The sequence below is a fragment of the Brevundimonas sp. GW821-FHT02A10 genome (assembly GCF_059422025.1).
Window position 1 is genome coordinate 122,449 of the sequence record NZ_JBWKWC010000001.1, and the last position, 23,276, is coordinate 145,724.

A 23,276-nucleotide genomic window follows, 5' to 3' on the forward strand; every position below is an offset into this window, starting at 1 on the left:
TCATGGATGGTGTGCGACGCCTCCGTCTTCGAGGATGGGCATCGGGGCGACATAGAGGTCGTAGCCGGCCTCGATGCTCTGCAGAGGCTGGTTCAGCGTGTCGGGCTGGTCGCCGGAGGTCAGGAAGACCTCCGGTTCGTCGAGGATGGCCCGGGTCAGGTCGTGAACGATCCCCGCATTGCCGTCGGCCGTCTCCGTTCCGGCTGAAAGGCCCGTGTCGAGCCCTTGCCAGGCGATATCGACGTCGAAGGTGGTCGCCACGATGTCGCTCCCGCCGTCCGAGGCCCCGGCGTGGACGCTCGCGTCCTCGCTGGGCACGACGATCATGTCGGAGCCGTCGCCGCCGGCGAGGGCGGCGTGGGAGGCGATGGCCCCGTGATTGTCGCTCGTGTCCCCGCCGCCGGAACCACTCGCCGAGGCATCGCTCTCGGCGACCCGCGTCAGGCTCTCCACGGACGAGCCGGTGACCGGATCGGGGCCGTCGAGACTGTTGAGCAGGTTGACGTTCACGACCGAGCCGATGACCGCCGAACTGCTGAGCCCCTGGGCGTCGGTGGCGGTGATCGTCATGGCGTTCAGAACATTGGCGCTGAGCAGGGTGCTGCTGAGCAGGCCGCCGCTGGTGTCCGTCAGATGCACCGTCTCGAGGAAGCGGTTGATCTGGAGGTTGTCGATCACCCCGCCATTCAGGGCCGTAACCTCGATCCGGGCGGTCGGCGCCACGATGCCGAGCAGGCCCGAGGATTGGGTGACCTGAACACCAAGGCCATAGCTGGCTGCGAGGGCGGTGTCCCAGGCGAAGGTCAGGGGCGTCAGATTGAGCGCGACCGTGGGGGCGTATTCGACGCTGACGTGGCTGAGATTGCCGTTGGCGTCGGCCGCCAGCAGATCCTGACCATTCAGGTTCAGCCCGGCCGCGCCCAGACCGATCAGGCCGAGCAGGCTCTGGGCGTTGGCCTCGACCACCGGGGCGACATTGCCCGCGACCGGCGGCAGGGGAACCACATTCGCGCTGTTGATCGAGACACTGGTCGAGGCGATGTCGCCGTCTCCGTCGATCACCGACGTGCCGATGACCAGGGTGTTGGAGGCGGTCGAGCCGTCCACCGTCAGCGTATCCACCACCAGCTTCCCGCGCGTCAGCAGGTCAGCCAGGATCGCCTGATCCGAGGTGAAGCCCGAGGTCAGGTTGACGTTGGACAGCAGGATGGTCTGATCCCCTGCCCCGCCCGTCGAGGTCGAGGAACCGTAGCCGCCGACGAAGCCGCCGGTCGTGCTGATGTGGATCAGGGTGCCAGAGGCGGTCTGTTCGAAATGGATATAGTTCGACAGATTGCCGGGGTTGGCGCCGATCCGGCCCTCGCCGACCAGCAGGCTGGACAGGTCGAGAACGTCGCCGCCCAGGGTCAGGCTGGCGGTGTTGAAGTCGGTGATCACGTCGGCGGCCGGCTGGGCGATGGTGCCCTGATCGCCGCGTTCCCAGCGGAAGACGTCGACGCCCGCGCCGCCGTTCAGGGTGTCGTTGCCGGTCCCCCCGATCAGCAGGTCGTTGCCGGCCCCGCCGTTCAGGGTGTCATTGCCAGAGCCGCCGCGCAGGATGTCGTTGCCGAGGCCCGCGTTCAGAGTGTCGTCGCCGGCATAGCCGTAGAGGCGGTTGTCCAGCGCTGCGCCCGTGCCGGTGTCGGAGGCCGTGATTACATTACCCGTCGCCGAACCCGTCAGAATCTGGGCCGGCTGGCTCGCGCCCAGCAGTCCCGCGACCAGGCTCAGGTTCGCCAGATTGCTCTCCGACGCCAGGGTGACATGGCCGGCCTGATCGGTGGCCTGGATGCTGATGGTCTGGGCGACGTTCAGATCCAGCAGGCCGGACAGGCCCCCGCTCATGGTGATCGAGCCGAGGAACTCGTTGAGCTTCAGATTATCGACCGCCCCCCCGCCGACGGCGGTGATGACCAGTTGCGACGAGCCCGGCAGCAGGAAGGTGTTGGTCTGGGCCACCGACAGGCCGAGCTCGGCCGCGAGAGCGGCGTTGTAGCTGAAGGTTTTCAGGCCGAGGCCGATGGCCGCCGAATAGCGGACCGTCACCGAGCTGATGTCATTGTTGGCGTCGGAAGCCGAGAAGAACTGCTGTTGGTCGAGCCTGATCAAGCCGAGAACGTCAGCGTTGAGCAGACCCAGCAGGCCGCTGTTGCCGCCCAGAGCCACATCGGGCCGGACCGAAGCGGGAGCCGCCGAGTCCTGACCGGTCACCTGCACCCGGTAGTCGCCGCTTGCGAAGTCGAAGCTGATGCTCTCGCCGCGCACGGTCGTGGCCGACAGCACCCCTCCGGCGACACCGTAGGAGACGATGGTCGAGGACGCGCCCGACGCCGTCACGGATCCGGTGGCGGGCGCATAGGTGAAGGTCCGGCCGTCGATGGTCACCGAGGTGATCGCGCCGCCGTCCGCGCCGAAGCCTTGGACCAGATCACCGACGATCACGCCGGGCGCGGTCGGGGTCAGGGTCGTTGGCGCCGCCAGCACGGGCACCCCGTCGGTGACGCCGAGATTGATGACACCGCGCGCCGTGCCGTCACTGTCGGTGACCGAGACGCCGATGGGCAGTTGCAGGACGTCCGCCCCCGCCGCCGGATGATCCAGCGCGCCCAGCAGGGTGACGCTGTACTGACCTGAGGCGTTGATGGTCGCGCGCACCACCGCTTGGCCGCCCGCAGAACCAACCAGGGCGCCGGTCCCGTCCACGGCCCAGGTGATCGTTTGGCCATGGGAGGTGAAGACGCCCGTCGGGGCCTGCAGGGCATAGGTCACGGCGCCGGTCGCGCCGGTGACGGCCACGCTGCCGGTCGCCGCTACGCCGAGCGCGGTCTCGGACACTGCAGCTGTCGCATTGGCGATGTTGATCGGCACGGCGTCGACAGCGAAGTTCGCGGTCGTCGAGGGCGCCGAGGCATTGCCCGACGGATCGCGAATGACCGCCGTTGCCGAATACTGGCCGTCCGACAGACCCGCGCCAATGGCGAAGACCGCCTGACCGGCCGCCAGGATGGGGGCGGTGACGACCGTGCTGAAGGTCTGGGACACGCCGCCCGTCGTCACCGTCAGGGTCACGGTGTCGCCGACCTGGGTCGCGGGGGTCAGGGTCACCACCGCCGAGACGCCATCGGCGAACTCCGCCGGGGTGATCAGGCCATCGGCCGCATCGGCGATGCCGAGGACCGGCGCCTGGGTTCCGGCGGGACCGCCGGGGCCGAGGATGTCGAGCGTATAGGGCCGCGAGCCGGTGATGGTCCCGACGTTGCCCGCCGCATCGCTGGCCTGAACCGAGGCGCTCAGGGTCCCGCCCGTCAGGGCCGCGCCCGAGGCCGCGATCGACCAGCGGCCGTCGGCGGCGACGGTACCGGTGAAGGTCTGGGCCCCGGCCGTCACGGTGACGGCGTCGCCCGCCCGGAACTCGCCGGTGACCCGGCCGGTGACCGTCACCGGGCCCTGTGACTCGATCCGGTTGACGATGTCGTCACCGGCGATGACGTCGATGGCGATCGCCGTCGTCGCGCCGCTGGGCGGGGTGACGTCGATCGGCGCGATGGTCGTCGCCGCGGAGACGTTGCCGGCGGCGTCGACCGCCGTGACCTGTCCGGAGAAATTGGGCGGCACCGCGCCGCCTGCAAAGGCCGTCGATGGAATGGTCCAGGTTCCGCCCGCACCGACGACGGCGACGACCGGCTGGCCGGAGCTGCCGATAACGGCCGCGCCCGCGCCGTCGCGCAGCTGCACCGTTGCGCCGACCTCGCCCGAGCCGCTCAGCCCCGCGACGCCGGCGCCGGTCAGGACCGGAGCATTGGGCGCGACCAGGTCCACGCCATACAGCCGCTGCAGGGCGACCGTCGCCGTATTGCCGGCGGCGTCGGTCGTGGTGACCGAAGCCGTCAGTCCGGTCGAGGCCGCCAGATCGGCGCCCGCAAAGGCCACCGACCAGGCGCCGTTGGCCGCCAGAATGGCGCTCTGGCTCGCGCCGTTGGACAGGGTGACGGTGATCGTGTCCCCGGCGCGATATTCGCCGGTCGCGCCGCCGCTGACGGTCACCGAAGCCGATCCGGCCTCGGCGATGTTGACGACATTGTCGGTGGTGACGGGATCGACCGCCAGCAGCAGACGCACCGCGCCGTCCACCGGGCCGACCGGGCTGGCCGCCGTGTTTCCGGCCGCGTCTGCCGCCTGAACCGAGCCGGAGAAGCCGTCCAGACTGGCGGACAGGGCCGCCGCGGCGATAGCCCATTGGCCCGCGCCGTTCGTGACGGTCGAACCGACCGTCTGGCCGCTCGCATTGCGGACCGTGATGGTGGCGCCGGCTTCCGCCGTGCCCGACAGACCCGCGCCGTTCGCGACGGTGATCGCCGGGGCCGCCGTGGTCAGATCAACCGCATAGGACTGGACGTCGGTGACGGTGACCGTATTGCCCGCGCCGTCGGTGGCGCTGGCCGTGGCGGTGACCGAGGTCGAGGCCTGCAGCTGGGCGCCGGTGAAGGTCGCGCTCCAGACACCGCCCGCGCCGACAGTGGTGTTGACGAAGACCCCGGTCGAGAGCTCGACCCGGATCGCCGCGCCGACGACGATGTCGCCGACCGCATGGCCGGTGATGGCGACCGCCGCCTGGGCAGCCTCGGCGCCGTTCAGGACGTTGTCCGGGGTGACGGAATCGATGACCAGGGTCAGATTGGCGGCGCCGTCGATCGGTCCGACGGGGGTGGCGGCCGCGTTGCCGACCAGATCGGTCGCCCGGACGGATCCGCTGAAGCCGTCCAGACCGCCGGGAACCGCCGAGGCCGGGAAGCTCCAGGACCCGTCAGCGGCGACCACCGCCTGGATGGGCGAGCCTCCGCCGTTGAGCACCGGGTTTCCGCCCGCGTCGAGCAGAGCCACCGTCGCGCCGGCCTCGGCCGTACCGAACAAGCCTGCGCCATTGGCCGCCGAAATGATCGGCGCCGGGGTGAGGCCGTCCACGGGACCGACCGCGCCGCTGGCGGCGTTGCCCGCGACATCCACGGCTCGCGCCGTGCCGGTGAAGCCGTCCAGTCCGCCGGGGATCGAAGCGCCGGGGATGGTCCAGACGCCCGCGCCGTTGACCACCACGCTGATCGGGGCGCCGCCCGCGTCGAGAATGGGCGTCCCGCCCGAGTTGAACAGGGTCACGGTAGCGCCCGCCTCCGCCGTGCCGGTCAGGGCCGCACCGTTGGAGGCCGTCACGATCGGTCCGACCGTGGTTCCATCGACAGGGCCCAAGGCCGTGGCGCTGAGATTGCCAGCGGCGTCGGCCGCCTGGACCGAGCCGGTAAAACCATTCAGACCACCGGACACCGAGGCGGCGGGGATGGCCCACTGGCCATTGGCCGCGACGACGGTCGTGGCGATCACCGCGCCGCCCGCGCCCAGCAGGCTGATCGTGGAGCCGACCTCGCCCGTGCCGCTGACGCCCGAGCCATTGGCGATGACGATCGCCGGCGTCGTGGGTGCGACCAGATCGACGCCGAAGGTCTGGGTATCAGTGACGGTGACGCTGTTGCCGGCGCTGTCCGTGGTCGTGGCGACCACCGTGATCGTGGTCGAGGCCGCCAGATCGGCGCCCGCGAAGGCGACCGTCCAGCTTCCGTCAGCCGCGAGCGTCCCGGTCTGGACCGCGCCGTTCGACAGGGTGACGGTGACGGTCGCTCCGGCCGTGTAGTCTCCGATCGCCTGCCCCGTCACAGCGACGGAAGCCGCCGCGCCCTCGGCGATGTTGATAACGTTGTCGGCGGTCACGGCGTCGATGTTCAGCGACAGGGTGACCGAGCCGTCGATCGGTCCGACCGCGCTGGCGGCCGCATTGCCCGCGGCGTCCACCGCCCGCACCGAACCCGTGAAGCCGTCCAGCCCGCCGGGGATGGCGGCAGCGGGGATGGTCCATGCGCCACCGGAGTCGGCGACCACGGTGACGGCGCCGCCGCCCACGCCCGTCACCGGATTTCCGTTGACGTCCAGAAGGGTCAGAGTTGCTCCGGCCTCGGCTACGCCCTGAACGCCCAGACCGTTCTGCGCGGTGATCACCGGCGCAGGGGTGGAGCCGTCCACAGGGCCGACGCCCGTCTGGGCCGTATTGCCTGCGGCGTCCGTCGCGCGCACCGAACCGGTGAAACCATCGACGCCTCCGGGAACCGCACCGGCCGGGACCGTCCAGCGTCCGTCGGCGGCGACGGTCACGGTGACCGGACTGCCGTTGGCGCCCGTCACCGGGGTTCCGGCGGCGCTCAGCAGGGTGATGGTCGCGCCCGCCTCGGCCGTCCCGGTCAAGCCGAGCCCGTTAGCCGAGGTCAGGGTCGGGGTCGTGGTCGAGCCATCGATGGCCGGCAGGATCGCCGAGGCGGTATTGCCCGCCGGATCGGTCGCGCGGACCGAGCCGCCGAAGCCGTCCAGACCGCCGGGCACGACACTGGCCGGGAAGCGCCATGCGCCGTCGAAACCCGCTGTCACGGTGGCGATAACCGCGCCGGAGCCGCTCAGAAGGGCGATCGTATCGCCCGGATCCGCCGTACCGGAGACCGCTGCTCCATTGGCGTCGGCGATGACCGGCGCTGTGGCGACCAGATCGACGCCATAGACATGGCCGCCCGAGACAGTGACGGTATTGCCCGCCGTATCGGTCGTCTGGGTCGTCGCCGTCACCGACGTCGCGCCCGCCAGGCTGGCGCCGTTTGCCGCGACCGTCCAGCTTCCGTCAGCCGTCAGGACGGTGTTCAGCACCACGCCGTTGGACAGGGTCACAACGACGGCCTGACCGGCGGTGAAGTCGCCGACGGCCCGACCGCTCAGGGTCAGCAAGCCTTGGGATTCCACCAGATTGAGGACATTGTCGGCGGTGACCGGATCGACCGTCAGGGTGACGGTCACCGAACCGTCGATCGGACCGACCGAGGCCGCCGAGGCGTTGCCCGCCGGATCAACCGCCTGGACCGAACCGACGAAACCGTTGAGGCCGCCAGGCACGGCCGATGCCGGAATGCTCCAGCTGCCGTCGGCGGCGACCAGCGTCCGCACCGGCTGGCCGTCGGTCCCGATCACCGGGGCGCCGTTGGCGTCCAGCAGGATGACGGCGCCCGGCTCTGCCGTGCCGCTGATGCCGCCGCCGTTGGCGCCCGTGATCACGGGGTTAGGGGTCAGGCCGTCGATGGGGCCCACCGCCGTCGTCGCTGTATTGCCGGCCACGTCCACCGCGCTCACCGTCCCGGTGAAGCCGTCAATGCCACCCGGGACCATCCCCGCCGGCAGGGTCCAGACGCCGTTGGAGCTCGCCACCGTGGTGACGGCATTGCCGCCCGCATCGAGAACCGGCGCGCCATTGGCGTCGACCAGGGTCACCGTGGCTCCGGCCTCGGCCGTGCCCGTCAGACCCGCGCCGTTCGCCGTGGTCACCACCGGCGCCGTCGTCGTTCCGTCGATGGGTCCCACCGGCGTGGCGGCGATATTGCCTGCCAGATCGACGCCTTGGGCTGACCCCGTGAAGCCGTCCAGCGAGACCGTCAGACCGGTCGCCGGGATCACCCAGCGGCCGTTGTCGCCGACCATGGCGGTGCCCTGCACATTGCCGCCCGCGTCCAGCAGATTGACGATGGTCCAGGGCTCGCCGGTGCCGCTGACTTCGGTCCCGTTGGCGACGGTGACAATCGGCGCCAGGTGCTCGAGATCCACGACATAGGTCTGGGTCCAGGCGACCACGACCGGATCGCCGTTGGTATCGGTCGTGGTGATCTCGGCAATGACGGTATCGCCGGCGGCCAGGTCCAAACCGGGCACCGAGACGGTCCAGCTTCCGTTTACCGCCAGAACCGCAAAATGAATCACCCCGGTGGGCAGGGTGACCGTCACCGTATCGCCGGGAGTGAAGTCGCCATAGGCCATGCCGGTGACATCGACGGAGCCGGAAGCGGCCTCATCACCATTGACGACATTGTCGGGGGTGATCGGGTCGATGCTCAGCGACACAGTCACAGACCCGTCGATCGGCCCCACGGGGCTGGCGGCCGAATTACCGGCCGGGTCCACCGCGCGGACAGAACCGGTAAAGCCGTCGAGACCGCCGGGCACGTCCGATGCCGGGATACTCCAGCCGCCCTGGGCGTCCACCAGCACGGAGATCGGCGCGCCGCCGGCGCCGGGAACCGGGTTACCCGAGGCGTCCAGCAAGGTCAGGGTCGCGCCCGCCTCCGCCGTGCCCTGGATGCCCAGACCGTTCTGGGCGAGAACCAGCGGCGCCGTGGTCGTTCCATCGATGGGGCCCACGGGGCTCTGGGCGGCATTGCCCGCGATGTCCGTCGCGCGGACCGATCCGGTGAAGCCGTCGAGACCGCCGGACACGGCGGCGCCCGGGAGAGTCCAGGTTCCGTTCGCGGCCACGGTCGCCGTCACCGCGGCGCCGTTCACGCCGATGACAGGCGCCCCGCTCGCGTTCAACAGGGTCACGGTGGCGCCGGCCTCTGCCGTGCCCGACAGGCCCACGCCGTTGGTCGAGGTCAGGACCGGCGCCGTCGTGGTCGTGTCCACCACGATGGCCACGGTCGCGGACGGCGTCGAGGACGATCCGCGTCCATCAGTGATGACCGCCACGACGGAATAGCTGCCGTCGGTCAGGGTCGAAGGCAGGGTCACCTCGGCCACGCCCGCCGCGATCTCTCCGGCGACGAGCACATGTTCGACGTTCAGGGGGGCGCCGTTCGCGGTCACGGTGACGACAACCCGGTCACCGGCCTGGGCGCCCGGCGTCAGGGCGACCCGCGCCTGGATTCCGTCGGCCAGTTCGACGGCGTTCACGCCAAGGGCGGCCTCGCCGATGATCAGGACCGGGGCGTCGGTTCCATTGGGGCCGCCAGGGAAGGTCAGGTCGGGCGCGGTCGCGCTCGCGGCCGGCGACGGATTTCCGGCCGGGTCGGTCTGGATGACGCTGACGGTCTCGCTGGCGATCAGCGGCGTCGTCAGGGTCACGGTGAAACGTCCGTCCGGCTGGACCACGCCCGTGCCGATCGTCGCGCCGTTCGGCCCGCGCACGGTCACTGTAGCGCCGGCCTCGCCCGCGCCGGTAACGGCGCCGCCAGTAGCGGACACCTGAACATCCGTCGCTGCATTGGGCGCTGTGGTGTCGGGCGCTTGGGCGGTCGCGGGCGTCGAGGGATTACCCGCCGCATCGGTCAGAACCACGCTGACCGTCTGGCCGTTGGTCAAAGGCGTCTGCAGGGTAACGGTGAAGGTCCCGTCAGGGGCCACGACGCCCGTGCCGATCGTTCCGCCATCAGGGCCACGTACCGTCACGGTCGCGCCCGCCTGACCGGAGCCAGTGACCGCGGCGCCCGTGTCTGTCACATCGACGTTGCCCGCGGGCGCCGGGGCGGTGGTGTCGGGGGCGACGGCGGTCGCCGGCCCCGAAACATTGCCCGCTGCATCGGCAAGGGTGACCGTCACGCTCTGGCCGTCCAGCAGCGGCGAGGTCAGGGCGACGGAGAAGGTCCCGTTCGCGGCGACCGTTCCCGTGCCGATGACGGCTCCGGCAGAATTGCGCACGGTGACGGCCGCGCCGGCCTCGCCGGACCCGGTCAGGGTCACGCCGGTCGAGGCGAAGGCCAGGTTGGTCGCAGCGGCAGGCGCAATCGTGTCGGCGACAGGCTGGCTCGGCGCGTCCGATCCACCGCCGCCTCCGCCGCCGGCCACAGCCGCCAGACCGCCTAGGGCGGCGAGACCGCCCAGCGCCGCACCGCCCGCACCGACGCCGCCGACGGCGGCGCCGCCCGTCAGCACGGCGCCCTCGGCCGAGGCCGTCAGGCTTTCAAAGGGCGACAGCTGCTCGAGGGCGGCGAAATTCAGGGTCAGCGGGCCATCCGACACCGCCGCCGTATTGAACAGGACCGCGTGATTGTCGTCGTTCTCAAGGAACAGCTTGCGGTCGACTGCGCCCTGGAAAAAGCCCGCCAGACGCAGGATCTGGCCCTGGGCATTTTCCAGCACCAGGTCGAGGCCGTCGCGCGCCATCGCGGCGACGTCGGAAGCATTCAGATCCAGATAGACGTCACGCGCCGCTCGAACGTCCAGAACGCCGGAAGCCTCGATCGTCGGCGCCGAGTTTACCGGGGTTCCGGCGTTGCTCAGCTTGGCTTCGGTGTTCAGCGCGTCCTGCGCGGCGACAGCGTTCATGGTCTTCCTCCACCTGCGCGCCGTCTGGCGGGCGCGCTTTCATCCCGGCGCCGTTCCGGATGCGCGGGGTGGAGGCTGGCAGGGGGGTGCATGGACCCCCACCCCGACATGTCATCCGGAACGACCCGGGATTTCTCGCAGAGGAACCCCCATCCGTCCTCAGTAGGTCTACTTAGGGTGGATACCTGCCCGAAACTCCTTAGTTATCGATAGGTTAATGCGCGCAACATCCGGTCTTCACCGGATGTCCCTCCAGCGAGAACGTCCGACCGGCCGGCTTGCGTCGCCGAGCCCTGGTGAGCCGTTGACCGCGCCAGGCGCCAGCGTTCCTAGAAACGCCGGCTTACCCCCACGGACACCACCCAGGGATCCAGATCGACATCGCTGTTCAGGGCGCCGTCATTGATGCGGGCGTCGGTGTTGAACCAGACCTTCTTGACGTCGAGATTCAGGCTCCACGGTCCCTTCAGACCGATATCGGCGCCGATCTGGGCCGCATAGCCGAAGCCGTCCTTCAAATGGACCTTGAAGCCGTTCTGGTCCTCACCGCCGTAGAACAGCATGTAGTTGATCCCGGCTCCGACATAGGGGCTGATGCGACCGCCGGTCAGAGGGCGGTACTGCAGGGTCACGACGGGCGGCAGGACCCAGGTCTCATGCACCGCGACGTCGGTCGTCCCGCCTTGGGCGCGGATCTCGTGCTTCGTCGTGCCGAGGATGCCCTCGACCGCCCAGTGGTCGGTCAGGAAGTATGTGAAGCCCAGAGTCGGCATGACGCTGTCGCCGACATCGACGTGCAGGCCGCTGTCCGCCCCGGCGCTGGTGCGGATAGCGTCGTCAGCGCTGGAGAAGACGTCGGTCACCCGGCCGGTGATCAGCCAGTCGCCCTTGCGCGGCGCGGTCCAGGCGGCGTCAGCGGACGTGGTCTGGGCCATGGCGGGAAGCGCCACAGCGGTCGCGGCGAGCGTGGCGAGGAACAGGGTCTTGAGGGTCATTGGTCTTATCCCCGACGCCCGGGGCCGCCTCATGCGGCCGGTGGCGAGCGCCTTGGCCGGGTGATGCGCCCGCCCCGAACCGGAGACTTTGATCCAGCGCAAACCGCTGAGGGGGTGGACAATCTGTCCTTCGGGGCTGTCCTTCTAGACGACCCGGGCGTGCTTCTGGCGGAAGCTGGTCGCGTCGGGATCGAAGGCGGCGCAGATCGCTCGCACGAAGGGTCGCCCCAGAGGCGTGACCTCGACTACCGCGTCCTCGACCGTGACCAGACCATCGGCGCGAAACCGGCGCAGCAGGGGCCAGGCGCCGGCGACTTCCGACAGGTCACGACGGCGACGGTGGGAGACCTCGCCCACGTCCACGGCGAAGTCGCACATCAGCCGCTCGATGATCTCGCCGATGAAGCCGTCACGACCGGTCATGGCCACGCCCCGGGCGACGGGAAGCTCGCCCTCGCCAACGGCGGCGCGCCAGTCGCGCTCATTGGCCATGTTCTGGACGAAGCCCGCCGGCGTCCGGCTGATGGCCGAGACGCCCAGACCGATCAGCACCTCGGCCTCGTCGGTCGTATAGCCCTGGAAGTTGCGGTGCAGCCGTCCGGCCCGCGCCGCCGCGGCCAGACCGTCGTGCGGCAGGGCGAAATGATCCAGCCCGATCGCCTGCCAGCCCTTGGCGGTCAGGTACCGGGCCGCCGCCTGGCTCTGCACGAAGCGGGTCTCGGCGTCGGGCAGGTCGGCGTCGTGGATCAGCTTCTGGTGCGGCTTCATCCACGGCACATGGGCGTATCCGAACAGGGCGATCCGCTCGGGCTGCAGGGTCGTGACCTGCCCGAGCGTCGTCACCACATGCTCCACCGCCTGCAGCGGCAGACCGTACATCAGGTCAAGGTTCAGGGAGCTCACGCCCTGCTCGCGCAGGGCCTCCGCCGCCCAGCGAATGGTCTCGAAGCTCTCCGGCCGGTTCACCGCCGCCTGCACCTGCGGCGACAGGTCCTGAACGCCCAGACTGGCGCGGCTGAGGCCGATCCGCCCCGCAGCCTCGACCCACTCCGGCGTCAGCACCTCGGGATCCAGCTCGGCGGCGATCTCGAAACAGTCGCCCAGATCGAAGCGCGCGCTCAGCCCCGCGAACAGCCGCTCCAGATCATCGGGCGACAGCATGTTGGGCGTGCCGCCGCCCAGATGGACCGAGCCCACCCGCACCGGCCGCCCGACCTGGGCCAGAACCAGATCAGCCTCCCTGAGCAGCAGGTCGACGTAGCTGGAGATCAGTTCGGGCCGGTTCATCGCCCGGGTGTTGCAGCCGCAGTACCAGCAAAGCTGCTTGCAGAAGGGGATGTGCAGATAGAGGGACACCGCCCGGTCCACCGGCGCAGCCTTCAGCCACGCCGCCCACTGCCCCGCCCCGATCGCCGGGGTGAATTGGGCTGCGGTCGGATAGGAGGTGTAGCGCGGGGCGTGGGCGTCGTAGCGCTCGATCAGGTCACGCGTGGTCAGGCCGGAGGGGCTAGAGGGGAACATCGCCCTCTTTCGACGCATCAGGAACGGACAGGCCGGCGTCGCCTTCATCGAACAGGTGGAACTCGTGCCACAGGCCGTTCAGGACGCCGAAGCCGACGGCGAGGCCGAGGCCGAGGATCCAGGAGAAATACCACATCGCTCAAAGCTCCTATGGCTCAGTAGAGGTCGGGGTTGGTCTTGAGGGCGGCGGTCGAGGTCCGGCCCCAGAGCACGCGATAGACCCAGGTCGTGTAGATCAGGATCAGCGGCAGGAAGACCGCGGTGACGAGCAGCATGATGAACAGGGTCAGGTGGCTGGACGAGGCGTTCCAGACGGTCAGGCTGGACTGGGGGTTCACCGAGCTGGGAAGAATGAAGGGGAACATCGACAGGCCCACCGTCGAGATGATCCCCACGGTTGAGAGCGACGATCCGCCGAAGGCCAGCGGCGCCGACCGCCGCCACATCCCGGTCAGACCGGTCAGGGCGCCAATGAAACCAAGCGCCGGGGCGATCATCATCCACGGATAGCGGCCATAGTTGTCCAGCCAGGCGCCGGGCGCGGCCTGAACCGTCGTCCGCAACGGGTTGGAGAAGCCGTTGGGGTCCAGCGCGCCCGTGATCCGGTAGCCAAGGCCGCCGAAGGCCACATAGAGGCCGCCAGCCGCGAACAGGACCAGCGCCAGAACGCCCGCGATCGTGCCGAACTTCCGCGCCCGATCCAGCACCGGTCCGGGCTCGGCCTTCACCGACAGCCAGGCCGCGCCGTGCAGCACCAGCATGGCCACCGACAGCAGGCCGGCGATCAGGCTGAACGGGGTGAACAGGCCCAGCAGATTGCCGTCGTAGAAGCTGCGCAGGTCGCTATCCAGATGGAAGGGTGCGCCGAGCAGGACGTTGCCGACCGCCACTCCGAACACCAGCGAGGGCACGAAGCCGCCGATGAACAGGCACCAGTCCCAGAACGACCGCCACTTCGGCGACGGCCGCTTGGAGCGGTACTTGAACGACACCGGCCTCAGGATCAGGGCCGACAGCACTAGGAACATGGCCAGGTAGAAGCCGGAGAAGCTGACCGCATAGACGAAGGGCCAGGCGGCGAAGATCGCGCCGCCGCCGAGGATGAACCACACCTGGTTGCCCTCCCAGGTGGCGCCGACGGTGTTGATCACCATCCGGCGCTCGGCGTCGTTGCGGGCGACGAAGGGCAGCAGGGCGCCGACGCCGAGGTCGAAGCCGTCGGTCAGGGCGAAGGCGATCAGCAGCACGCCCAGCAGGCCCCACCAGATCAGGCGGAGGGTGGCGAAGTCGATGGGAAGATCCATGGTCGGATGTCCTTGGAAGGTCTGGGTCAGGCGACGGCGGGCGCGAGCGGGCGCACGTCAGGAGCCTCGGGGGTCGGTTCGCCGAACGTCTCCTGTTCGTGGAACGGCCCCTTCTTGATGGCGAGCAGCATCAGCCGGACCTCGACGACGGCGAGTGCGCCGTACAGCAGGGTGAAGCCGACGATGGTGGCCCACAGCTGGGGCACGGTCAGGCTGGAGGCGCCGAGGAAGGTCGGCAGAACCCCGTCGACCGACCACGGCTGGCGTCCAAACTCGGCCAGAATCCAGCCGAACTCGATGGCCACCCACGGCAGGGGCAGGGCCAGCACCGCGATCCGCAGGAACCACTTCGTGTCGTGTCTTCGCATGGTGCACAGGACGAAGGCCGTGCCGAACAGGGCGATCATGAACATCCCGATCCCGGCCATGACGCGGAAGCTCCAGAACAGGGCCGGCACGTTCGGCACCGTCTCCCACGCCGTCTGACGGATCAGTTCGGGCGAGGCGCTGCGCGGATCGACGACGTGGCGCTTGAGCAGCAACGCGTAGCCGAGGTCACGGCGGTGCAGTTCGAAGACACCTCGCGCGGCGGGATCAGCCGGATTGGCCTTGACCTTCTGCAGGGCGTCATAGGCGATGACGCCGCTCTCGATCCGGGTTTCGGCGGTGGCGACCAGTTCGAAGATGCCCTCGACCGGCTTGTTGACCGTGCGCGTCGCGATCAGGCCCATGACCCAGGGGATGTGGACGCCGTAGTGGGTCTCGCGGTCCTTCATGCTGGGGATGCCGACAAGGGTCAGGCCCGCTGGCGCGGGCTCGGTGCGCCACATGGCCTCCAGCGCGGCCAGCTTCATTTTCTGGTTGTCGGTCAGGGCATAGCCGGACTGGTCACCCAGAACCACAACCGACAGCGACGCCGCCAGACCGAAGGCCGAGGCCACCGTCATCGACCGCTTGGCGAAGCCGACGTGCTTGCCCCTGAGCAGATAGAAGGCCGAGACGCCCAGCACGAAGACCGAAGCGCAGACATAGCCGGCCGAGACCGTGTGCACGAACTTGGCCTGGGCCACCGGGTTGAACAGCACGGCCATGAAGTCCGTGACTTCCATCCGCATGGTGTCGGGGTTGAAGGCGGCGCCGACCGGGTTCTGCATCCAGCCGTTGGCGATCAGGATCCACAGGGCCGACAGGTTCGTGCCCAGCGCGACCATGAAGGTGACGAACAGGTGGGCCGAGGGCTTCAGTTTCTCCCAGCCGAAGAACATCAGCCCGACGAAGGTGGCCTCCAGGAAGAAGGCCATCAGGCCCTCAATGGCCAGGGGCGCGCCGAAGATGTCGCCGACGTAGTGGCTATAATAGGCCCAGTTCATCCCGAACTGGAACTCCATGGTGATCCCGGTCGCGACGCCCAGAACGAAGTTGATGCCGAACAATGTGCCCCAGAAGCGGGTGATGGTCCGCCAGATCGGCCGGCGGGTCATCACATAGATCGACTCCATGATGACCAGCATGAAGCTGAGCCCCAGGGTCAGGGGCACGAACAGGAAGTGGTAGAGGGCCGTCAGCGCGAACTGCAGACGGGACAGGTCGACGACCGCGAGGTCGATCATGGCGATGCTCCAGGACGCCGGCCCCGACGACCCGCGTTTCGTTGGCCCTAGAAGTCTGGCGAGGGCCACGCCTTGATCTGGATCAAAGCCCTCTACGCGCACGCTCCGTATTGGACGGATCGCCCTTGGACGTTCGGTCCAACGGCGTTTTGTCCCATGGCGTTCGGCGACGGCCGGGCGCTGGAGTCCGCCGATGACCGCCGCGCCGCTCGACGCCGCATCCCCTGCCCCTGCGCCGGCCCAATGGCTGAAGGCGGTCGGTCGGTCGTGGCGGCGGCTGAGCCTGATCGCCGGGCTGATCACGGTCGCCGACATCCTGCCCGCCATCGGCTTCGCGGCAGGCCTGAGCCTGACCCTGACGGAGTTGGAGCGGTCGCCAGGCGCCGCCGTTCCGGGCCTCCTGTTGGCGGTCGGCAGCCTGATCCTGCGCGGCCTGATCAGTCAGGCGAGCGTCGTCATCGGGTCGCGGCTGGGCCGGGCGGTCAAGGCCGAGGTGCGTGGCCGCCTGCTGACCGATCTGTTTGGACGCGGCCGCCGCTCCGGTGACCGGATGACGGCGGTGGTCGAGGGGGTCGAGGCGCTGGACGGCTGGTTCGGCCGCTTCGCTCCACTTCGTCTGGCGGCGGGCCTGTCGCCGCTGCTGCTGATCGCGGCGGCGACGATCGCCAGTCCGGTGGCGGCGGGAGTTCTGGTGTTCACCCTGATCCCCTTCATTCTCGGCATGGCCCTGGCCGGGACGGCGGCGGCGGGTGAGAGCCGGCGTCAGTTCCAGGCGCTGGAGCGGCTGTCCGGCCTCTTCCTCGACCGCATCCGCGCCCTGCCCGCGCTTCTGGCTTTCGAGGCCGTCGATCGCACCACCACAGAGATCGCCGCCGCCTCGGACGATCTGGAGCGCCGCACTGCACGGGTCATGCGCATCGCCTTCCTGTCCTCCGGAGTGCTGGAGTTCTTCTCCGCCCTGTCGGTGGCCCTGATTGCCGTCTACTGCGGCTTCAACCTGCTGCGCCTCCTGCCCTTCCCCGTTCCGGAGACGCTGGATCTTGGACGGGCGTTCTTCGTCCTGGCCCTCGCGCCCGAGGTCTATCAGCCGCTGCGCCGACTGGCTGCCGCCTATCACGACCGGCAGGCCGCCGAGGCCGCCGCGCCATCCCTGATCACGCCAGATGGCGCGCAGGCCGCGCCGCTCGACATCGGCCATTCCGCCCCCGCCATCCGCTTCGTCGACGTCGCCATCGCGTGGAACGGCGGGCCGGCGGTAATCGAGCATTTCGACCTCGACGTCCGGCCCGGCCAGATCGTCGCCCTGACGGGGGCCAGTGGGGCGGGCAAGTCCAGCCTGCTGCACCTGTTGCTCGGCCTCTCGCCCCTGACGCACGGCGCCATCGAGATCGACGGCATTCGGCTGGCGCCCGGTCAGGACGTCGCCGGTCGCATCGCCTGGGCCGGCCAGCACCCGATCGTCGTCCCGGGAACGCTCGGCGACAACATCGCCCTGGCCGACCGGCACGCCTGTCCCGGCCGACTGGCGCTCGCCGCCCGAGCCGCCGGTCTCACCCCCGACCTGACGCGCCGGATCGACGAGCGTGGCGGCGGGCTGTCAGGGGGAGAGCGACGTCGCCTCGGCCTCGCCCGCGCCTTCCTGAAGCGCGCGCCGATCCTGCTGCTCGACGAACCCACCGCCAATCTCGATCCGGTGGCCGAGGTGGAGATTCTGGCCTCCATCCGCCAGATTGCGCGTGGCCGCACGACCCTGATCGCCACCCATTCCCCGGCCGTCGCTGCCCTCGCCGATCGCGTGGTGAACCTGTGAAGACGCCCCATCGCATCACGACCCTGATCGCCGCCCAGACCCACGCCCAGCGCAATCGACTGCGGCTGGCGGCCCTCGGCGGAGCGGTGGTCAGCGCCGCCGCCGTCTGCCTTCTGGGCCTGTCGGGATGGTTCATCACCGGCGCGGCCTTCGCCGGTCTGGCCGGGGCCGCAGCGGCCCAGAGCTTCAACTATATGATGCCCAGCGCCATCATCCGGCTGCTGGCCATATTGCGCACCGGCGCCCGATACGTTGAGCGGGTGTCCGGCCATGAGGCGGCGCTCAAGGCCCTCGCCCGCCTGCGTCCCCAGTTGTTCGACGCCGTCGCCTCCGGCCCCGTCGCACAGGCGCTGGCGTTGTCCTCCGGCGAGCTGTCCAGTCGGCTGGTGCGGGATGTGGACGCGGTCCAGACCCTGTTCGTGCGCCGCTCTGTGCCCTGGAGTCTGGGCGCCGGGGCCGTCTCCGCCGTGCTGCTGGCCGGGCTGGCCTCGCCGCCGGCCGGCGTTGCGCTTCTGACGATGATGGCGTTGACCCCCACCGGCTGCGTTCTGGTTGCCCGGCGTCTGGCGGAGCCGGCGGGCCGGGAGGCGCAAGTCGCGGTCGGCGCCCTGAAGGACCGACTCGCCGCGCTGGAGGCCGTCGCGCCGGAGCTTAAGGCCTATGGGCTCGACGGCTGGGCCGTCCGCGAGGTTCAGGACAGCGCCGCCCGTCACGACCGCGCCCTGATGGCCCTGACCCGGGCCGGAGGATGGATGAGTCTGTGGCAGGCCGTCGCCACGGCCGTCGCCGTCGGGGTGATCATCCTCGCCACGACCGGAGCGCCCCTGCCCCTCGTCGCCCTCGCCGTTCTGGTCGCGGTCATGGGTGTCGACTCCGCCGCCGGCCTCGCCGGAGCCTTATTGCAGAACGGCGCGGCGACCGAGGCCCTGGTCCGGCTGGACGCGGTCCTGACTGAACCGGTTGCCCGGTCCAAAAGGACGCCAATCGGCCACAGCCTGTCACTGACGGCGACGGGTGATGACGCCTCGCCGCCCCTGAGGATCGGTCTGTTCGGCCCGTCCGGCGCCGGCAAGACCACCCTGATCGAACGCCTGACCGGGTTGAGGGAAATCGCGCCCGGACAGATGCGTCTCGGCGGCGTCGATGCTGCGGAGATCGCGGCTGCCGATCGTCGCGGTCTGTTCGCCTGCGCCGCCCAGGAGGTGCGCCTGCTGGACGCAAGCATCCGCGACAATCTGCTGATGGCCGGGCCCGCCGACGACGCCGCGATGTGGTCCGCGCTTGAGGACGCGGGGCTTGCCGAGCGTATCCGCTCCGCGCCTGAAGGCCTGTCCGCCTGGATCGGGCCGAACGGCGAACGTCTGTCTGGCGGCGAGCGGCGTCGCCTGGGCCTCGCCCGCGCCCTGCTGCGCGACGCGCCCTGGCTAGTGCTGGATGAACCGACCGAGGGACTGGACGCCGCGACCGAAGCCCGGGTGCTGAAGGCGCTGGACCGTCGTCTGGCCGCGCGCGGTCAGGGGCTGATCCTGATCAGCCACCGATCCCCGCCCCTGGCGATCTGCGATCGTCTCTATCGTGTCGAAAGTCTGGGCGAAGCGGGCGAGGTCAGGATCGTCGCACACCGCGTCCCGGTCGCGGCCTAGTCGAGCCCTTCAGCGATGGCCCGCAGTGTCCCGGGCCGCTCGACGTGCAACGCGTGCAGCGACAGCAGGCTGATGATCCCGGCGGTCTTCAGCTTGGTCAGTTCGCGGCTCACCGTCTCGATGGTCAGGCCCAGATAGTCGGCGACGTCCGACCGGGTCATCGGCAGCCGCACCTCGTCGTTGATCGACGGACGGCTGGGATCGCGATCCGACAGGTCCAGCAGGAAGCTGGCGAGACGCTCGCGCGCCGTCTTTCGGCCGAGCAGGAGCATCTGGTTCCGGGCCGCCGCCAGATCGTGCATCGTCCGATCCAGCAGGGCGGCCTCGAGCGTCGGGCGTTCATGCATGAGGGCGCGGTATTCCGTCTTGCGAAACCGACACAGGGTCGCGTCCTCGATCGCCTCGGCGGAGAAGGTCCAGCCCTCACCGCCGGTCAGGCCGATAAAGTCGCCCGCGAACAGGAAGCCGGTGATCTGACGCCGACCATCAGGCAGCAGCATATAAATCCGCACCGACCCCGAAGTGATGTTGAACACGCTCACCGCCGGATCGCCTTCGCGCACCAGCACCTCACCGGCCGCCAGCGACATCCGCTCGGCGATGGCGTCCAGCCGGGCGAGATCGTCCGTCGGCAGGCTGTCGCAAACGCTAAAGGCCCGCGCGCCGCACGTCGAGCACACCGAATCCTGGCGTCTCTGGGCGCAGGCGGTGGACAGGGAGCGCAGTTCGACCATGCTTTATGGCCTAGGCCCCACAAGGGTTTCAGGCAACCCGAACGAGAGTCTGTCCTGCCGGCGCCAGCACGGATACGGCCTCGCTGCCGATCACCAGACCCTGCGCGAAGTCCAGCTCGGCCCGACGCGCCGATCCCGCCGCATCGAAGGTCAGGGCATTGGTCCCGCTGCCGCTCTTGTAAGCACCGAAGACGCCGCCGCCGAAGGCCAGCGTCGGCGCGCCCTTGACAGTCACCAGCCGGTCGAAGGTCACGACCACGCCCTGCGGCCCCAACTGCGTCCCGGTGACGACGGGTCCATCCATCCGCTCCGGGTCCCAGGTCCCGGCGAAGGTCCACTTCGCCGTCATGTCCGCAGGGGTCGGCGTCCCCTTGGCCGTCGACAGGTTGTCAGCCAGCCAGGCATAGTCGCCGCCCTTGCGGTGGCTGTTGTGGAAGTAGTGGCGCTCGGGCCAGCGGCCTTCTTCCTGCGCCAGACGGTTGCGGTTCAGGTCGTCCTCGGTCGGGGTCCCGCCGTTCAGCGGATAGACGACCAGATAGGGGGCCTGATCGCGCATCCGCTCCGAGAAGCTGCAGTCGATGAAGTAGAACTGGGCGTCCCGGTGATGGCGGGCCAGATAGAACTGCGGCGGACCGTCGACGGCGCAGCCCTTGATGACGAACTTCTTGTCCTCGACCCGCATCCCCTCGTGCCAGAAGGCGGCGGTAGTGTTCGGATTGACCTGGGTGATCTCCGAGTTCGACAGGAAGCACCAGCCGCGCGGGCAGATGAAGTCGACCGAGCCCATCACCCGCAACCCGGTGTGATAATACCGGCCGCCGTCGGCGGTCAGAGGCGTCGCGCCGGGTCCTTCCGACAGGCCCGCCTCGTCATTGCCCTTGATCCCGCGCCACAACGACAGGGTGTCGGCGCCCAGGCTCAGGATGTCGGCGTTCTGGATGATAGTCCGGTCGGCCCGGCCGAAGACGGTGAAGGCATGCGGCCCGATCGCCGTGACAGTGTTGTGGACCGTCATGTTCTCGAGGACGAAGTCGTGGGCCGTGGCGCTGATGTTGAGCACCCCCTGCCCCAGGGCGTCGCGCGGCAGGTCGGCGGGGCGGTTCGATTGCAGCCGCGTGCCCATCCGGCTGGTCCCGCGCAGGGTCACATAGGCGGCGTCGACGCGCACGACCTCGTCATAGACCCCGTTGCGGATCAGGATGACCTTGCGCTCGCGGTTGTCCCTGGGGATCGACTGGACCGCCTCATGGATCGAGGTGAACTGCCCCGTGCCGTCGGCGGCGACGATGATGTCCGGCTCGGGCTCCCACGGGGAGACGCTGGCCCGGGCGGCCTGTGCGAAGGCCGGCGCAGCCGCGCTCGCCATGAGACCGGCGAGGGCCGAACGGCGGGTAAGGGTGAAGGCGGAAAGGCTCATGGCATGTCCGGCGACGGAGTGAAGGTTCGACTCGTCAGCCGTGATACCGCTAACATTTCCTGAAATCGAGTGACCTTGGCCAGCGGAGCCGTCGGGCACAGAATGCCTTTCTCACAGCACGAGACGGGGCCGCGGACCTGACGCTATGATCGCCCCTTGGGTCGGTCATCGGTCGACGGCGGAGCGTTTGAATGATCATCTCGTCGCCCGGCGACTATCGCGAGGCCGCCCGCCGCAAGCTGCCGCCCTTCCTGTTCCAGTACATCGACGGCGGCGCCTATGCGGAAACGACGCTCAGCCACAATGTCGAGGACTGGCATGAGGTTCTTCTTCGCCAGCGGGTGCTCAGGGACATGTCAGACCTCAGCCTCGAGACGAAGCTGTTCGACGAGACGCTGAAGCTGCCCATCGTCCTCGCTCCCGTCGGACTGACCGGCATGTACGCCCGGCGCGGCGACGTCCAGGCGGCGAAGGCGGCAGCCTCGCGCGGCGTGCCCTTCACCATGTCGACCATGTCGATCTGCCCGATCGAGGAGGTGGCGCCCATTATCGACCGGCCGATGTGGTTCCAGCTCTACGTCCTGCGCGACAGGGGCTTCATGCGCCATGTGCTGGAGCGGGCGAAGGCGGCGGGGGTGAAGACCCTGGTGTTCACCGTCGACCTGCCGGTGCCCGGCGCCCGCTATCGCGACGCCCACTCGGGGATGAGCGGTCCCCACGCCGGACTTCGGCGGATGCTTCAGGCCCTGACCCATCCGGCCTGGGCATGGGACGTCGGCCTGCATGGAACCCCGCACACCCTCGGCAACATCTCGGCCTATCTGCAGCAGCCGACAGGACTGGCCGACTTCATGGGCTGGATCGGTCAGAACTTTGATCCCTCCATCGCCTGGAAGGACCTGCAGTGGATCCGCGACGTCTGGGACGGGCAGATCGTCATCAAGGGCATCCTCGACCCCGAGGATGCGCGCGACGCCGTCGCCTTCGGCGCCGACGGCATCGTCGTCTCCAACCACGGCGGCCGTCAGCTGGACGGCGTCCTGTCCACCGCCCGGGCCCTGCCGGAGATCGCCGAGGCGGTGAAGGGGCAGATGACGATCCTGATCGATTCCGGCATTCGTAACGGGCTGGACGTGGTGCGGGCCCTCGCTTTGGGCGCCGACGCGGTCATGCTGGGCCGCGCCTTCGTCTATGCCCTCGCGGCGGGCGGGCAGGCCGGAGTCGCCAACCTGCTGGACCTGTTCGAGAAGGAGATGCGGGTGGCCATGACCCTGACCGGCGCCCGGACGATCGCCGACATCGGTCCGGACATTCTGGTCCGAACGAAGGCCTGAGGCCGCCGCCTATCCCGCCAGCCGATAGCCGACGCCGGGCTCGGTCAGCAGCAGCGTCGGAGTAGCCGGATTGGCTTCCAGCTTGTGCCGCAGTTGTCCCACCACGACCCGCAGATACTGGGTGTCGGAGACGTGCGCCTTGCCCCAGACCGCGCTCAGCAGGTCCATATGGGTCACCAGCTTTCCCGCATGCACCGCCAGCTGGGCCAGCACGTCGTACTCCTTGGGCGTCAGACGGACCGGCTCGCCTGACCGGGTGACCAGCCGCATCTCGAGGTCGATGACGACGTCGCCCGCGGTCACCGGTCCCCGGGGCCGTCCGGCGTCGCCGGTCTGGCGCAGCCCGGCCCGCACCCGCGCCAGCAGCTCGCCGACGCCGAAAGGCTTTTCGACATAGTCGTTGGCGCCGAGGTCGAGCGCCTCGATCTTCTCGGCCTCCTTGTCGCGCGCCGACAGGATCAGGATCGGTCCGGCGTAGAACTCACGCGCGCGCCTCAGCACCTCCTTGCCGTCCATATCCGGCAGTCCGAGGTCGAGCAGCACGGCGTCGGGGCTCCACAGGGCGATGGCGCGTAAACCCTCCTGCCCGCTGTCGGCGCGACGGGCTTCATAGCCAGCTGCGTCCAAAGCCGGCGTCAGGAAGCGGTGGATCTGGGGCTCGTCGTCGATGACGAGGATGCGGGGACGAACGGCCGACAT

General features: G+C 69.4%; 12 protein-coding genes. 3 read left to right on the top strand and 9 right to left on the bottom strand.

Translation table 11 applies throughout. The annotated features are described in order from the left end of the window. The 6 genes from AC07U0_RS00595 to AC07U0_RS00620 all read right to left on the bottom strand — a co-directional run bounded on the left by AC07U0_RS00595 (nucleotide 1) and on the right by AC07U0_RS00620 (nucleotide 15,636). Nucleotides 1-10,209 (bottom strand): Ig-like domain-containing protein, encoded by a 10,209-nt coding sequence (locus AC07U0_RS00595; protein WP_494718100.1) that lies wholly within the window; start codon nucleotides 10,207-10,209, stop codon nucleotides 1-3. 329 nt (nucleotides 10,210-10,538) lie between these two features. Further along, entirely contained in the window at nucleotides 10,539-11,204 is a 666-nt protein-coding gene (locus tag AC07U0_RS00600) for an OmpW/AlkL family protein (RefSeq protein WP_494718101.1), read from the bottom strand. Between the two features lie 144 nt (nucleotides 11,205-11,348). Further along, entirely contained in the window at nucleotides 11,349-12,725 is a 1,377-nt protein-coding gene (hemN, locus tag AC07U0_RS00605) for an oxygen-independent coproporphyrinogen III oxidase (RefSeq protein WP_494718102.1), read from the bottom strand. Beyond that, nucleotides 12,712-12,861: a cytochrome bd-I oxidase subunit CydX gene (gene cydX / locus AC07U0_RS00610; RefSeq protein WP_207931478.1), complete on the bottom strand. Its 150-nt coding sequence runs from the start codon at nucleotides 12,859-12,861 to the stop codon at nucleotides 12,712-12,714. The genes hemN and cydX overlap by 14 nt, the downstream gene beginning before the upstream one ends. Nucleotides 12,862-12,880: 19 nt before the next feature. Continuing rightward, nucleotides 12,881-14,029 (bottom strand): cytochrome d ubiquinol oxidase subunit II, encoded by a 1,149-nt coding sequence (gene cydB, locus AC07U0_RS00615; protein WP_494718103.1) that lies wholly within the window; start codon nucleotides 14,027-14,029, stop codon nucleotides 12,881-12,883. A gap of 26 nt (nucleotides 14,030-14,055) precedes the next feature. Beyond that, nucleotides 14,056-15,636: a cytochrome ubiquinol oxidase subunit I gene (locus AC07U0_RS00620; RefSeq protein ID WP_494719167.1), complete on the bottom strand. Its 1,581-nt coding sequence runs from the start codon at nucleotides 15,634-15,636 to the stop codon at nucleotides 14,056-14,058. Between the two features lie 196 nt (nucleotides 15,637-15,832). Here AC07U0_RS00620 and cydD point away from each other — a divergent pair, with 196 nt between their 5' ends. Together cydD and AC07U0_RS00630 are read left to right on the top strand one after the other, a co-directional pair. Then, nucleotides 15,833-17,449, top strand: coding sequence for a thiol reductant ABC exporter subunit CydD (gene cydD, locus AC07U0_RS00625; RefSeq protein WP_494718104.1), 1,617 nt, complete (start codon nucleotides 15,833-15,835; stop codon nucleotides 17,447-17,449). After that, entirely contained in the window at nucleotides 17,446-19,092 is a 1,647-nt protein-coding gene (locus tag AC07U0_RS00630) for an amino acid ABC transporter ATP-binding/permease protein (protein ID WP_494718105.1), read from the top strand. The genes cydD and AC07U0_RS00630 overlap by 4 nt, the downstream gene beginning before the upstream one ends. Here AC07U0_RS00630 and AC07U0_RS00635 read toward each other — a convergent pair. Both AC07U0_RS00635 and AC07U0_RS00640 read right to left on the bottom strand, forming a co-directional pair. Next, entirely contained in the window at nucleotides 19,089-19,826 is a 738-nt protein-coding gene (locus AC07U0_RS00635; protein WP_494718106.1) for a Crp/Fnr family transcriptional regulator, read from the bottom strand. The genes AC07U0_RS00630 and AC07U0_RS00635 overlap by 4 nt on opposite strands. Before the next feature lie 28 nt (nucleotides 19,827-19,854). Next, a complete protein-coding gene (locus AC07U0_RS00640) occupies nucleotides 19,855-21,243 on the bottom strand; it encodes a pectinesterase family protein (protein ID WP_494718107.1) in 1,389 nt (462 codons plus the stop codon). A 191-nt stretch (nucleotides 21,244-21,434) separates the two neighbouring features. Here AC07U0_RS00640 and lldD point away from each other — a divergent pair, with 191 nt between their 5' ends. Beyond that, nucleotides 21,435-22,577, top strand: coding sequence for an FMN-dependent L-lactate dehydrogenase LldD (gene lldD / locus AC07U0_RS00645; protein ID WP_494718108.1), 1,143 nt, complete (start codon nucleotides 21,435-21,437; stop codon nucleotides 22,575-22,577). A gap of 9 nt (nucleotides 22,578-22,586) precedes the next feature. Here lldD and AC07U0_RS00650 read toward each other — a convergent pair whose 3' ends face one another. Further along, nucleotides 22,587-23,276 carry a response regulator gene (locus AC07U0_RS00650; protein WP_494718109.1) on the bottom strand — a complete coding sequence of 230 codons (690 nt, stop codon included), beginning with the start codon at nucleotides 23,274-23,276 and terminating at the stop codon, nucleotides 22,587-22,589.

Coding starts and splice junctions, on each gene's coding strand:
- AC07U0_RS00595 (WP_494718100.1), bottom strand. CDS start 10,209: ATGAACGCTGTCGCCGCGCAGGACGCGCTGAACACCGAAGCCAAGCTG.
- AC07U0_RS00600 (WP_494718101.1), bottom strand. CDS start 11,204: ATGACCCTCAAGACCCTGTTCCTCGCCACGCTCGCCGCGACCGCTGTG.
- hemN (WP_494718102.1), bottom strand. CDS start 12,725: ATGTTCCCCTCTAGCCCCTCCGGCCTGACCACGCGTGACCTGATCGAG.
- cydX (WP_207931478.1), bottom strand. CDS start 12,861: ATGTGGTATTTCTCCTGGATCCTCGGCCTCGGCCTCGCCGTCGGCTTC.
- cydB (WP_494718103.1), bottom strand. CDS start 14,029: ATGGATCTTCCCATCGACTTCGCCACCCTCCGCCTGATCTGGTGGGGC.
- cydD (WP_494718104.1), top strand. CDS start 15,833: ATGACCGCCGCGCCGCTCGACGCCGCATCCCCTGCCCCTGCGCCGGCC.
- AC07U0_RS00635 (WP_494718106.1), bottom strand. CDS start 19,826: ATGGTCGAACTGCGCTCCCTGTCCACCGCCTGCGCCCAGAGACGCCAG.
- AC07U0_RS00640 (WP_494718107.1), bottom strand. CDS start 21,243: ATGAGCCTTTCCGCCTTCACCCTTACCCGCCGTTCGGCCCTCGCCGGT.
- lldD (WP_494718108.1), top strand. CDS start 21,435: ATGATCATCTCGTCGCCCGGCGACTATCGCGAGGCCGCCCGCCGCAAG.
- AC07U0_RS00650 (WP_494718109.1), bottom strand. CDS start 23,276: ATGTCGGCCGTTCGTCCCCGCATCCTCGTCATCGACGACGAGCCCCAG.